This is a genomic window from Burkholderia sp. CpTa8-5 (assembly GCF_017815045.1).
In the GTDB taxonomy this organism is placed as follows: Bacteria; Pseudomonadota; Gammaproteobacteria; order Burkholderiales; family Burkholderiaceae; genus Burkholderia; species Burkholderia sola.
Window position 1 is genome coordinate 20,025 of sequence record NZ_JAGIQD010000001.1, and the last position, 12,601, is coordinate 32,625.

Here is a 12,601-nt window from a genome sequence, read left to right on the forward strand (position 1 = left end):
GCGGCGCATGACACGACAGACCGACCGGCGTCGACAGACGCAGGTCGGGACTGCCTCTACCGGCACTGAACCTGCCGGTCCATCTCCTCCCCGTCGAACAGACAACGCGACCGGACGACTCACATTCGTCGATCGGGCTCGACACGCGCGAGATCTTGATTGTTCCGCTTGCGTTCAGATAATTCGCATCCCTGAGTAATTGGCGGGCCGACCAGATAATTCGCGTTACGAAATGATGAAGCGAAACGCGTCGATCGACGCGTGAGCGATCCCGCCTGCTCGTCGCGATAAAAATTGCGCGCGATAATCACGACTGGATCGCCAGGCCGTGGGCAAGCCGAGCGCCGGGATACAACCCGTCTTTTGAAAAGTACGGCAAGCCCGCGTCGACCCAAAGCCACGCCCAGCGTCGTTAACGCCAACTCAACCCGGACCATGAACCCGAGACGTTCCGCGATTTTCGTCGCGCTCGCCGCTGCCGCGCTGTTCGGCGCCGCGACACCGCTCGCCAAGGCGCTGATCGGCGCGATGTCGCCGTTCATGGTCGCTGGCCTCTTCTATCTCGGCAGTGGCGTCGGACTCGGCATCGGGATGCTGCTGCGCGGCTGGCACGGCCGTCACGCACCGGCCGCGGACGCCGCGCCGTTGCAGCGCGCCGATCTGCCGTGGCTGGCCGGGGCGATCGCGGCGGGCGGCGTGGCTGGCCCGGCTCTGTTGATGCTCGGCCTATCGAGCACGCCGGCGGCGACGAGCGCGCTGCTGCTCAATCTCGAGGGCGTGCTGACGGCCGTGATTGCGTGGGTCGTGTTTCGCGAGAACGTGGATACGCAGATATTTCTCGGCATGGTGGCGATCGTCGCCGGCGGCACGCTATTGTCGTGGACGCCGGGCCGGGCCGGCGTGCCGGTCGGCGCGCTGCTGATCGTCGGCGCATGCCTGTGCTGGGCGATCGACAACAACCTGACCCGCAAGGTGGCCGCCAACGACGCGATGGTGATCGCGTGCGTGAAAGGGCTGATCGCGGGGCCGGTGAACATCGGCATCGCACTGGCGACCGGCGCGACGCTACCTGCGATACCGGTCACGGCGGAGGCGATGCTGACGGGGCTCGGCGGCTACGGGATCAGCCTCGTGCTGTTCGTCGTCGCGCTGCGTCATCTGGGCAGCGCGCGCACCGGCGCGTACTTTTCGATTGCCCCGCTGTTCGGGGTCGTGCTGTCGCTGCTGATCTGGCCCGCGTTGCCGCCCGCGACGTTCTGGATCGCGGCCGCGCTGATGGCGATCGGCATCTGGCTGCACGTGCGCGAACGGCACGAACACACGCATGCGCACGAGCGGCTCGAGCATACGCATCGGCATCGGCACGACGACCATCACCAGCACGCGCACGACTTCCCGTATGACGGCGATGAACCGCACACGCATCCGCACGTGCATCTGCCGATCACGCACAGTCATGCGCATTTTCCGGATATTCATCACCGGCATCGACACTGACCGCGTCGTGAGCGACGGGCGCTGCGCATTGCAAGGTGGCCGTTTATGGGAACGCTAACAGCCGATCGTTGGTTCCGGAATGCTGGTTGCCCGCACATTGCGTGCGATCGTCACGCGATCACTCGACGCCGACGATCACGCTCGATGCCTTGAAGACCGCGGATGCGGCGGCGCCGCTCGCGAGCCCGAGACGATCGACGCTGTCGTTGGTGACGATCGCGACGATTTCCGCACCGCTCGCCGCCTTGATCACGACCTCCGAATTGACCGCGCCCTTCGCGACCGACGCGACGGTACCCGCGACGCAGTTGCGAGCCGACACCTTGCTGCTGTCGACGTCGACCATCACGATGACCGACGACGCCTTGACGAGCGCGAACGCGTTCGTGCCGGCCGCGAGGCCCAGCGACGCCGCGCTGCCATGGGTGATCACGGCGACGATCTCGAGGCCGTCCTGCGTGCGCAGCGTGATTTCGTCGTTGACGGCACCGGGCTTGACGGCGCTGATCTCGCCGGCGAATTGGTTGCGGGCGCTCGTTCGCATGATGACTCTCCGGGTGGTTGCCGCGGCAGAGCCGGCTGCGGCAAAAGGTGATTGGAAATGCATCGGCCAGTGTACCGTCAACGCCGGCCCTGCGAGTGCCATCGCGCGAATCAGTCCAACCCGTTGCCGCGGGGCGTGTCGTCACGCATGCGATATAGCCGATGTCGCTACGGCGCCGACGGGCCGGCCGCGGGTGCCGCGGCCGCGGAGCCGGCGTTCGCGGCGGCTGCCGCACCGTCGCCGTCCCAACCGCCGCCGAGCGCGAGGAAGAGCCGCACCTGGTCGGCCGCGACCTGCCCTTCGGCCGCCGCGACCTGCGCCCGCACGCTCGTCAACGTGCGCGTCGCGTCGAGATCGGCGATGAACGATTCGCGGCCGGCCGCATAGAGACGATGCGTTTCGGCGGCGGAACTGCGGGCCGATTCGTACGCGGTGCGCAGCGCATCCGTGCGTTGCACGTCGGCTGCATAGGTCGCGAGGCTCGACTGCGTTTCGCGCAGCGCGTTCAGCACGACCCCGTCGAAGTGCGCGAGTGCGCCGCCCGTCGCGGCTTCGGCTTCACGCACGCGCGCACGCTGGCCGTTCACGGGGAACGACCAGCTGATCAGCGGTCCGAACGACCAGCGATTCGTGGTGGACGAGAACAGGTCGGCGGCGACGCCGACCGAACCGGCCGACGCACCGATGCTGACCGACGGATACAGCGCGGCGGTTGCCACGCCGATCCGCGCGGTCGCGGCGGCGAGCTGCCGCTCGGCTTCGCGCACGTCGGGGCGGCGGCGCAGCAGCGCGGCGCCGTCGCCGATCGGAATCGGCCGACGCAGTTTCGGCAGGCGTTCGCATTCGGCGGCGGCTTTCGGCAGGTCGGCCGGCGCGCGCGCGAGCAGCGCGGCGAGCTGGTACTGCGCGATCTTGCGGCGGCCTTCGAAGCGCGGAATGTCGGCGGACAGCGTGCGCACCTGCGTCACGCCGCGCGTCACGTCGGTCTGGTTGCCGCGCCCCGCGTCGCGCAGCCGCTGCGACAGCGCGACGCGCTGTTGCTGCAGCGCGAGCGACTGCTTCGCGATCGCCAGTTCGTCGCCGGCCGAGCACGCTTCGACATACGCGCGTACGACGTCGGCCACGACCGTGATGCGCGCGAGGTCGCCGGCCGCCTTGACGGCCTCGCTGTCCGCGCGCGCGGCTTCGACGCCGCGCCGCAGCTTGCCGAACAGGTCGAGCTCGTATGACACGTTGATGCCGACCGTGCCTTCGTTGACGACCGGCAGCTTGTTTTCGAGCAGGTATTGCTCGGCCGATTCCTGCGCGCGCTGCACGGCTGCCTCGGCTTTGCCGGAGAAGCCGCCCTGTTCGTTCGCGACCACCAGCGCCGCGCGCGAGCGGGCGAGGTTCGCCGCGGCGACGCGCAGGTCGGTGTTCGACTTCAGCGCATCGCGCACGAGCCCATTGAGTACCGGGTCGTCGTACAGTTGCCACCAGTTGCCGGGCACCGCGTCGCGCGACACCAGCGTGCCGTTCGCGTCGTCGAGCGCATGGTTCGCGAGCGGCGCGTTGACGTACGCCTGTTGCGGCAGCATGTAGTCGGGGCCGACCGACTTGCACGCACCGAGTGCGAGCGCAAGCGGGGCGAGCGTCGCCGCGACGCGCAGACCATGCCGCTTCATTGCGAGGCTCCCGCGGCGCTGGCGGCCGTACCTGACGTAGCCGAAACCGGCGCGGCCGCCGATGTGGTGCCGGTGCCCACCGGCTTCGCGTCGTCGTTGCGGTGCGTGTCGGCGCCGCGCATCGATACGGTCGCGGTACGGCCCGCGATCATCCGGAAATCGTCGGGCACCTCGTCGAGCACGACGCGCACCGGCACGCGCTGCGCGAGCCGCACCCAGCTGAACGCCGGGTTCACGTTCGGCAGCAGGTTCGCGCCCTGCGTGCGGTCGCGATCCTCGATCGCGGCGACGATGCTCTGCACGTGGCCGCGCAGCGCATGTGGCTCGCCCATCACGATGATGTCGACCGGCTGGCCGATATGGATGCCGCGCAGTTTGGTTTCCTCGAAGTAGCCGTCGACGCGGAACGAGTTGCGGTCGACGACCGACAGCACCGCGCGGCCGGCCGGCACGTATTCGCCGACGCGCGGGGCGCGGTCGTTCAGGTAGCCGTCCACGGGACTGACGATCGTCGTGCGCTGCAGGTTCAGCTTCGCGGTGTCGAGCGACACCTGCGCATCGGCGACGCTGGCTTCGCCTTGCTCGACGCGCGTGCGGCTTTCCTCGACCTGTTCGCTCGCGACCAGGTTGCCGAGCTGCAGGTTGCGCGCGTATTCGCGCTTCGCCTGCGCCAGCGTCGCGCGGCGCTGCGCGAGCGTCGCTTCGGCGAGCCGTTCCGCGAGCGCGTAGCGCGCCTGGTCGATCACGAACAGCACCTGGCCACGCTTGACCTCCTGGTTGTCGGCGACCTGCACCGACGTGATGAGGCCCGACACGTCCGGCGCGACCTGGATCACGTCGGCCCGCACGTGCCCGTCGCGCGTCCACGGCGAGAACATGTAGTAGTTGATGATGCGCCACAGCACGAGGCCGGCCACGACGACGACGATCAGGGTGAGCAGGACTTGCCCTGCCGAGAGCCAGGTTTTTTTCACGTTAGGTAGCCACGAGTTGGTGGGACACGATCACGACGGCGGCCAGCACGAACACGTAGATGCCGAGGTCGAAGATCGAACGGTGCCAGACGAGGCGGTAGAAGCCGACGCGCTCGAGCACTGCGCGCACGACGATGTTGATCAGGTACGCGATCAACATCAGTACGAGCGGGGCCGGCACGAACACGCCGAAGATATCGATTTCGCCGATCATGGTCGCGGTCGGAAGGACAAGGTGGAAAGCCGGCTCATGCGCGTGCTCCGTCCGGCGTCTGTGGCGCTTGCGCGGCCGCGGCCGGATACAGCGACAGGCGCAGGCCGACAAGCGCATGCAGCGTGTCGCGCAGCCGGCGGTGCGTGACCGGCGCCGCGGGCGCGGCGGTGCCGTCGGCCGGCGCGGCGCCCGGCAGGTTGCGGCTGGCCACGCGCCGCAGCGCGTCGTCGATCGTCGCGAGCAGGGCGGGCGGCGCGGGCTGGCGCGCGTTCGCGGCCGCGCAGCGCGCGTAGTGATCGGTGACGCCGGCCAGCACGCGATCGATCGCGTCGGGCACGTCGCCCGACAGCCGGCGCCGCGAGCGACGCAGGTCGAGCGCGTTCAGCGCGATGCGCAGGTCGCGGAAGCTTTCGATCGACGGGTGGCGGTGGTCGTCGGACGCACCGAGGCGCGGCAGCAGTTGCGTGACGCGATCGAGCATCCGCGATGCGTGGTTGCGCTGATCGTCGAGCGGTTGCGTCGACGCGGAGCGCGCGACGTCCTCCCAGCCCGAGCGTAGCAGGCGCCGTACCGCGAGTTCCGCGCCGAACGGCCGCGTCGCGCGCGTCCACACGTACGCGAACAGCAGCCCGGCGACGCCCGCGAGATTACTGTTCAGGAACACGAAGAAATCGGCCTCGTACGCGCTCTGGATGCTGATGAAGGTGGCCGTGTTGACCGCGACGAGCATCGTCACCATGTTGAACTGCGGGCGCGGCAGCAGCGTGCCGATCAGGATGAACGGCCCCGCGAACATCAGCACGAGCATCGCGAAATCGTGCACGTGCGGCAGCACGACGAACAGATACAGGCCCGCGAACACGACGCTCGCGGCGGTCGACAGGAAGAACTTGAACACCAGCGGCGCGGGCTCGTCGAGCGCGGCGAAGAAGCTGCACGACACGGCCACGAGCGTGACGGCGGCCGCGCCGTCGTGCCAGCCGGACGAGATCCACAGCCAGCACGCGAACACGATCGCGAACACGACGGTCAGCGTCGAGAACAGCATCATCCCGCGATCGAAGAAGCGCTCGGTGCCGCCGAGCCGCCAGTGCCGGTAGCGCGGCTGCCACACGCCCGACTCGTTCGCGATCAGCGCGCGCAGCGAGCGGCAGTCCTGCCAGATGTCGATGACCTGGCGCAGCCGCCACAGCGCATTCGACAGCAACGCGCCGTCCCAGCTCGCCAGCGCGCTGTCGGGCGGCTGCAGCGCGGCGATGCGCGCGCGCAGGTCGTCCGCGACCGGATCGTGCGCCATATCGCCGTCGGAACCGGTCTTCACGGCCGGCAGCGGCGCGTCGAACCATTTCGCGGCGTCGGCCAGCAGCGCGTCGAGCGCGGGCGGGCGCACGTGCAGGTCGCGCATCAGCGCGATCAGCGGATCGGCGAGCGACGACATCAGCGGCAGGAACAGCTGCATCCGGCCCGCGAGCGCCTGCGCGCGCGCAAGCACGCGCGGATGCGCATGGTCGTAGCCCAGCTGGCTCAGCAGGAATTCGAGGCCGGTGATCGTCGCGGCGAGCCGCTGCCTGCATGCGGACAGCGCCTTGCCGGCCAGGTGCCCGGACAGCGTTTCGCGCCCGTAGAACGCGGCGTCCTTGAACCACGCGTCGGTGCGCTCGATCAGCGTCGGCGCGAGCCGGTTCGGGAACACGGCGCTGCCGACCACGCTCGCGCACACGATGCCGAGCACGATTTCCTCGGTGCGCGCGATCGCAACGTCGAATATCGTGGACGGATCGGTGACGGTCGGCAGCGCGACCAGCGGCATCGTATAGCCGGCTAGCATGAACACGTAGCTGCGCGCGGTGCGATCCGAGATCGCGAGGTACAGCAGCGTGCCGCACCAGGTCGCGACGATGGTGCTGAACAGGAGCGGCGTCTCGACGAACGGCGGCACGAAGAAGATCGCGGCGGCCGCGCCGAGCGCGGTGCCGAGCGCGCGGTACAGCGCCTTCGAGCGCGTCGCGCCGACGAACGGGTTCGACACGATGTAGACGCTCGCCATCGCCCAGTACGGGCGCGGCAACTGGAAATACAGGCCGAGGTACAGCGCCAGCATCGACGCGGCGAACGTCTTGCCCGAGAACAGCCAGTCGCGAAGGCTCGGATAGGTCATGACGCGGAATCGGCGGGGTGGGACGGGGGCGACGCCGGAGGATGCGCGTCGGCGGCGTTGAACGCGTTCAGCACGCGCAGCGTCGCTTCGAGATCGGCGCGCGACACGCCCTTGAGCACCTGGGCGCGCAGCGCGCGCAGGTCTTCCTCCATCTTCGCGGTGACCGCGCGGCCGGCGGCCGTCAGCGAGATCGTTTTCGCGCGGCGATCGTGCGGATCCTCGTCGCGGCGTGCGAGGCCGGCCGCGCACAGCTGGTCGAGCAGGCGCACCAGCGACGGCCCTTCGATGCCCACGTGCTCGGCGAGCGTGCCTTGCCGCACGCCTTCGCCGAGACGCCCGGCGATCAAGAGCGGCGTCGCGCAGGCCTCGGATACGTTGTACGCGGTCAGCACGCCGTCGCTGGTGCGGCGCCACTTGCGCGCGGTGAGCACGAGCAGGCTGCTGACGGCGAGGCGGAGGTCGTGCAGATTGGTCATGGGCGAGATGATAGGGGCAAAAACATTCGATAGCAAACTATCGTTTTCGTCGCCGGGATGACACGTCGCATGGGGCGCGGCGACGATATTGAATTGTCAGACGACCACTATTCGACCACACGAGCACGGCCGTGCATGTGAAGCAAATTCCAAGCCCGCGCGCCGCCCGCTGGGCGGGTAGGTAGCCCGCGACTTTCGACCGATCGGAAAATGTGTGGGCCGCGGTCGCTCGGGCACGCCGATTGCACCGCGCGATTCGCCCACGACGTCCTGCTTTCGAACGCGATTGCACTAGGACAATATTTTCGGGGGGTCTTTCTGAGCGACCATGCGGAAGCCACGACGGAGACATCGAGATGGGACGGACCGAGGTATCGGCAGGCTGGCGCGACGCGCTCGGCGCGGTGCACGGCATCGAGTCGAAATACAAGCGGCTCGTGAAGGCGATCGCCAGCGACATCGAGAACGGCGCGCTCGCGCCGGGCGCGCGGCTCGCGCCGCAGCGCGACGTCGCGTCGAGCCTCGGTGTCAGCGTGCAGACCGTCACCAACGCGTACAAGGAGCTGGAGCGTCAGGGGCTGATCCGCTGCGAGGTTGGCCGCGGCAGCTTCGTGGCCGCGCGCGTGACCGAATCGATGTCGAACTACATCCTCGATACGACCGAGCGCGAACTCGTCGACTTCTCGATCGCCCGCATCGTGCACACGCCGGAGCACGACGCGGCATGGCGCAGCGTGTGCACGGCGCTGGCCGGCACCGACGATCAGCCGTGGATCCGTTCGTTCCGGCCGATCGCCGGCCTCGATGCGCATCGCGACGCCGGCGCGGCTTGGCTCGCGTCGCTGAACATGCCGGTGCACCGCGAATCGCTGCTGGTGACGAACGGCGCGGCGCACGGGATCTTTCTCGCGCTCGCGTCGATCGTCGGGCCGGGCGACACCGTGTTGTGCGAGAGCCTGACCGATCACGGCGTGATCGGCTCCGCGAACGTGCTCGGGTTTACGCTGAAAGGGCTCGAGATGGACGAGCACGGCATCCGTCCCGAACATTTCGAGGAGATGTGCGATGGCGAGCGGATCAGCGCGCTCGTCTGCACGCCGACCCTCAATAACCCGACCGTGTCGCTGATGACCGATTCGCGGCGCCGCTCGATCGCGCGCATCGCGACGCGTTACGGCGTATACGTGATCGAGGACGACGTGTACGGTCCGCTGCTCGAGAAGACGGGCACGCCGATCGCCAGCCTGATTCCGGAGCTCGGCTTCTACTGCACGAGCATGACGAAATCGGTACTGACGGGGTTGCGCACCGGCTATCTCGCGATGCCGCGACGGCTCGCGTTGCGCGTCGAGAGCGTGCTGCGCGTGAGCAGCTGGATGGCGACGTCGCCGATCGCCGAAATCGCGACGCGCTGGATCGTCGACGACACCGCGCGGCGGCTCGTCGAACTGCAGCGCCAGCGGCTCGCCGTGCGTCAGCAGATGGTGCGGGCCGCACTGGGGCCGTATGTGCTCGGTGCGCATCCCAACGCGCTGTCGGCATGGCTGCGCGTGCCCGACTACTGGCAAGCCGAGCGGATCGTGCGTGAACTGCGCACGCGCAAGATCGCGGTGACGTCATCCGATCCGTTTCTCGTCGGCGGCACGGAGCGACCGAACGCGGTGCGCGTGTGCATCGGCGCCGAAACCTCCGATGCGGCGTGCAATGCAGCGCTCGAGACGATCGCGGGTGTGTTCGAACAGTATCCGCACCTGAACGACTTCCACTGAACCGGCGGCGCTGCCGCGACATCGCGCGCAATGTATCAGGACATTCGAAAGCGCGATTTGGAACATTAGACTGGATCGCATCACATTCGTCGCGAGGCGCGCGTTCCATGTCTTCCCTGTCGCTGTCCGACGTCTACCGCGCGCGCCGCCGTCTCGCCGGGCGCGCCGACGGTACGCCGCTCGTCGCGTCCGCCGCGCTGTCCGCGCGTGTCGGCGCCCCGGTCTACCTGAAGCTCGAAACGCTGCAGCCGACCGGCAGCTTCAAGCTGCGCGGCGCGACCAACGCGCTAGCGGAACTTGCGGCGCAGCGCGTGACGCGCGTGGTCACCGCATCGACCGGGAATCATGGCCGCGCGGTCGCGCATGCGGCACGCGCGCTCGGCATCGATGCGGCCGTCTGCATGTCGTCGCTCGTGCCGGACAACAAGGTCGAGGCGGTCGCGGCGCTCGGCGCGCGCGTGGTGATCGTCGGCGACAGCCAGGACGACGCGCAGGTGGAAGCGCGGCGGCTGGTGCGCGACGAAGGTTATGCATACGTGCCGCCGTTCGACGATCCGCGCATCATCGCGGGCCAGGCGACGATCGGCGTCGAGATACTCGAAGCGCTGCCCGATACGGCGACGCTGGTCGTGCCGCTGTCGGGCGGCGGCCTGTTCAGCGGCGTCGCGTTTGCCGCGAAGGCGATCCGGCCACCGATCGAGATGATCGGCGTATCGATGGCGTGCGGCGCCGCGATGCACGCGAGCCTCGCGGCCGGTCGCCCGGTCGACGTCGCCGAACAGCCGACGCTGGCCGATTCGCTCGGCGGCGGCATCGGCCTCGACAACCGCTACACGTTCGACATGACGCGCGCGCTGGCCGACGACGTCGTGCTGCTCGACGAGCCGTCGATCGCGCGCGGCATCGCGCATGCGTATCGGGAAGAGCGGCTCGTCGTCGAAGGCGCCGGCGCGGTCGGCCTCGCCGCCCTGCTGGATGAACGGATCGCACGCCGCGATCGCAGCGGCCCGATCGTGGTCGTCGTGAGCGGCGCGAACATCGACATGGCCGTGCATCGCAGGCTCGTTTCGGAGAACTGACATGGCCCATCCCGTCACGTTGCTTGGCCACGCGCAACTGCGTGCGCTGGTGCCACTCGATCTTGCCGCGATCGACCAGGTCGAGGCCGCGTTCGCGTCGCTCGCGACCGACGCCGTCGTGATGCCGCCGATCCTGAATCTTGCGCTGCCCGAGCGCCACGCCGAAGTGGACGTGAAGACGGCGTACCTGCCGCGCTTCGACAGCTTTGCGATCAAGGTCAGCCCCGGTTTCTTCGACAACCCGTCGCTCGGGCTGCCGAGCCTGAACGGGCTAATGCTCGTGCTGTCCGCGCGCACCGGCCTGACCGAGGCCGTGCTGCTCGACAACGGTTACTTGACAGCCGTGCGCACCGCGGCCGCCGGCGCCGTGGCCGCGCGCCGGCTCGCGCGCGCCGATGCGCGCCGCGCGGCGATCGTCGGCGCGGGCGAACAGGCGCGGTTGCAGCTTGCCGCGCTGATGCTCGTGCGCGACATCACGCACGTGACGGTGTGGGCGCGCGATGCCGAACGTGCCGCGCGATTCGCGGCCGACGTGCGTGCCGCGCACGGGATCGACGCGGTCGTCGCGCGCTCGGTGCACGCGGCGCTCGCCGACGCGGACATCGCGGTGACGACCACGCCGAGCCGTGCGCCGCTCGTGCACGCGGAAGATCTGCACCCCGGGCTGCACGTGACGGCGATGGGTTCGGATGCGGATTACAAGACCGAACTCGCGCCGTCGGTATTCGGCGCCGCGCGCTATTTCTGCGACCGGCTGCGGCAGACCCGCGTGGCCGGCGAGCTCGCGCATGCGATCGCGGCCGGCGCCGTTGCAGCCGACGCGGTGTTTCCCGAACTCGGCGAAGTGATCGCCGGCCGCCGAGACGGCCGCACGCATCGCGACGACATCACGATCTGCGACCTGACCGGCACCGGCGCGCAGGACACCGCGATTGCCGTGCTCGCGCTGCAACGCGCCCGCGCGGCGGAAGTGGGCACGATTTTTCACAACGACCTCACGACTTGAGAGGAGACAGATGTCCGCAGTCATCGAAACCCAGACAGCCGCGCCGCGGCTCGCGTTCGCGCGCAGCGAATATGCCGCGCGCATCGCGAAGACACGCGCGGCGATGGAGCGGGCCGGCATCGACCTGCTGATCGTCACCGACCCGACCAACATGGGCTGGCTCACCGGCTATGACGGCTGGTCGTTCTACGTGCACCAGTGCGTACTGCTCGCGCTGGACGGCGAACCCGTGTGGTTCGGCCGCGGCCAGGACGCGAACGGCGCGAAGCGCACCGCGTTCATGGCGCACGAGAACATCGTCGGCTATCCCGATCATTACGTGCAGTCGCGCGCGCGCCACCCGATGGACTACCTGTCCGCCGAAGTCATCGCCGCGCGCGGCTGGAGCGCGCTGCGCATCGGCGTCGAACTCGACAACTACTACTTCAGCGCAGCGGCATACGCGTCGTTGCAGAAGCATCTGCCGGCCGCGCGCTGGGTCGATGCGACCGCGCTCGTCAACTGGCAGCGCGCGGTGAAGTCGCCGCGCGAGATCGAGTACATGCGCGTGGCCGCGCGCATCGTCGAGCGGATGCATGCGCACATCGTCGAGACGATCGAGCCGGGCATGAAGAAAAGCGACCTGGTCGCGCAGATCTATGCGACCGGGATCGGCGGTGCGGGAGGCTTCGGCGGCGACTACCCGGCGATCGTCCCGCTGCTGCCGACCGGCGCGGATGCCGCCGCGCCGCACCTGACCTGGGACGACTCGACGTTCGCGCGCGGCGCCGGCACGTTCTTCGAGATCGCCGGTTGCTACCGCCGTTATCACTGCCCGCTGTCGCGCACCGTCTATCTCGGCAAGCCGCCCGCGCACTTCATCGAAGGCGAGCGCGCGGTGGTCGAAGGGATCGAGGCCGGGCTCGCGGCCGCGAAGCCCGGCAACGTATGCGAGGACATCGCGAACGCGTTCTTCGCGGTGCTGCGCCGCGCGGGCATCGACAAGGACAGCCGCTGCGGCTACCCGATCGGCGCGAGCTATCCGCCCGACTGGGGCGAGCGCACGATGAGCCTGCGCCCGGGCGACCGGACGGTGCTGGAACCCGGCATGACGTTCCATTTCATGCCCGGGCTGTGGCTCGACGACTGGGGGCTGGAGATCACGGAGAGCATCCTGATCACCGAGACCGGCGTCGAGACGTTCTGCAACGTACCGCGCAAGCTGTTCGTAAAGGAGTAGG

11 protein-coding genes are annotated in these 12,601 nt (G+C 68.9%); 5 read left to right on the top strand and 6 right to left on the bottom strand.

The genetic code is table 11. The features are described 5' to 3' along the window. The first annotated feature begins 435 nt into the window (after nucleotides 1–435). Nucleotides 436–1,497, top strand: a complete 1,062-nt coding sequence (locus J8I35_RS00085; protein ID WP_209924160.1) for a DMT family transporter — start codon at nucleotides 436–438, stop codon at nucleotides 1,495–1,497. Nucleotides 1,498–1,615: 118 nt separating this feature from the next. Here the strand turns inward: J8I35_RS00085 and J8I35_RS00090 are convergent, their stop codons facing one another. From J8I35_RS00090 to J8I35_RS00115, 6 genes are all read right to left on the bottom strand, one after another. Continuing rightward, on the bottom strand, nucleotides 1,616–2,041 hold the full coding sequence (locus J8I35_RS00090; protein WP_050015667.1) for a TOBE domain-containing protein: 426 nt from the start codon (nucleotides 2,039–2,041) through the stop codon (nucleotides 1,616–1,618). A 167-nt stretch (nucleotides 2,042–2,208) separates the two neighbouring features. Beyond that, entirely contained in the window at nucleotides 2,209–3,705 is a 1,497-nt protein-coding gene (locus tag J8I35_RS00095) for an efflux transporter outer membrane subunit (protein ID WP_209924161.1), read from the bottom strand. Continuing rightward, entirely contained in the window at nucleotides 3,702–4,679 is a 978-nt protein-coding gene (locus J8I35_RS00100; protein WP_209924162.1) for an HlyD family secretion protein, read from the bottom strand. The genes J8I35_RS00095 and J8I35_RS00100 overlap by 4 nt, the downstream gene beginning before the upstream one ends. A 1-nt stretch (nucleotide 4,680) precedes the next feature. Continuing rightward, nucleotides 4,681–4,893 (bottom strand): DUF1656 domain-containing protein, encoded by a 213-nt coding sequence (locus J8I35_RS00105; protein WP_006481008.1) that lies wholly within the window; start codon nucleotides 4,891–4,893, stop codon nucleotides 4,681–4,683. A 34-nt stretch (nucleotides 4,894–4,927) separates the two neighbouring features. Next, entirely contained in the window at nucleotides 4,928–7,051 is a 2,124-nt protein-coding gene (locus tag J8I35_RS00110) for an FUSC family protein (RefSeq protein ID WP_209924163.1), read from the bottom strand. Continuing rightward, nucleotides 7,048–7,527, bottom strand: coding sequence for a MarR family transcriptional regulator (locus tag J8I35_RS00115; protein ID WP_209924164.1), 480 nt, complete (start codon nucleotides 7,525–7,527; stop codon nucleotides 7,048–7,050). The genes J8I35_RS00110 and J8I35_RS00115 overlap by 4 nt, the downstream gene beginning before the upstream one ends. Before the next feature lie 356 nt (nucleotides 7,528–7,883). Here J8I35_RS00115 and J8I35_RS00120 point away from each other — a divergent pair, with 356 nt between their 5' ends. From J8I35_RS00120 to doeA, 4 genes are all read left to right on the top strand, one after another. After that, on the top strand, nucleotides 7,884–9,296 hold the full coding sequence (locus J8I35_RS00120; RefSeq protein ID WP_209924165.1) for a PLP-dependent aminotransferase family protein: 1,413 nt from the start codon (nucleotides 7,884–7,886) through the stop codon (nucleotides 9,294–9,296). Nucleotides 9,297–9,403: 107 nt separating this feature from the next. Further along, nucleotides 9,404–10,375 (top strand): hydroxyectoine utilization dehydratase EutB, encoded by a 972-nt coding sequence (gene eutB, locus J8I35_RS00125; RefSeq protein ID WP_209924166.1) that lies wholly within the window; start codon nucleotides 9,404–9,406, stop codon nucleotides 10,373–10,375. A 1-nt stretch (nucleotide 10,376) separates the two neighbouring features. Beyond that, a complete protein-coding gene (locus J8I35_RS00130) occupies nucleotides 10,377–11,381 on the top strand; it encodes a cyclodeaminase (RefSeq protein WP_089490155.1) in 1,005 nt (334 codons plus the stop codon). Nucleotides 11,382–11,391: 10 nt separating this feature from the next. After that, nucleotides 11,392–12,600, top strand: coding sequence for an ectoine hydrolase DoeA (gene doeA / locus J8I35_RS00135; RefSeq protein WP_209924167.1), 1,209 nt, complete (start codon nucleotides 11,392–11,394; stop codon nucleotides 12,598–12,600). The last annotated feature ends 1 nt before the right edge of the window (nucleotide 12,601 follow it).

Coding starts and splice junctions, on each gene's coding strand:
- J8I35_RS00085 (WP_209924160.1), top strand. CDS start 436: ATGAACCCGAGACGTTCCGCGATTTTCGTCGCGCTCGCCGCTGCCGCG.
- J8I35_RS00090 (WP_050015667.1), bottom strand. CDS start 2,041: ATGCGAACGAGCGCCCGCAACCAATTCGCCGGCGAGATCAGCGCCGTC.
- J8I35_RS00095 (WP_209924161.1), bottom strand. CDS start 3,705: ATGAAGCGGCATGGTCTGCGCGTCGCGGCGACGCTCGCCCCGCTTGCG.
- J8I35_RS00105 (WP_006481008.1), bottom strand. CDS start 4,893: ATGATCGGCGAAATCGATATCTTCGGCGTGTTCGTGCCGGCCCCGCTC.
- J8I35_RS00110 (WP_209924163.1), bottom strand. CDS start 7,051: ATGACCTATCCGAGCCTTCGCGACTGGCTGTTCTCGGGCAAGACGTTC.
- J8I35_RS00115 (WP_209924164.1), bottom strand. CDS start 7,527: ATGACCAATCTGCACGACCTCCGCCTCGCCGTCAGCAGCCTGCTCGTG.
- J8I35_RS00120 (WP_209924165.1), top strand. CDS start 7,884: ATGGGACGGACCGAGGTATCGGCAGGCTGGCGCGACGCGCTCGGCGCG.
- eutB (WP_209924166.1), top strand. CDS start 9,404: ATGTCTTCCCTGTCGCTGTCCGACGTCTACCGCGCGCGCCGCCGTCTC.
- J8I35_RS00130 (WP_089490155.1), top strand. CDS start 10,377: ATGGCCCATCCCGTCACGTTGCTTGGCCACGCGCAACTGCGTGCGCTG.
- doeA (WP_209924167.1), top strand. CDS start 11,392: ATGTCCGCAGTCATCGAAACCCAGACAGCCGCGCCGCGGCTCGCGTTC.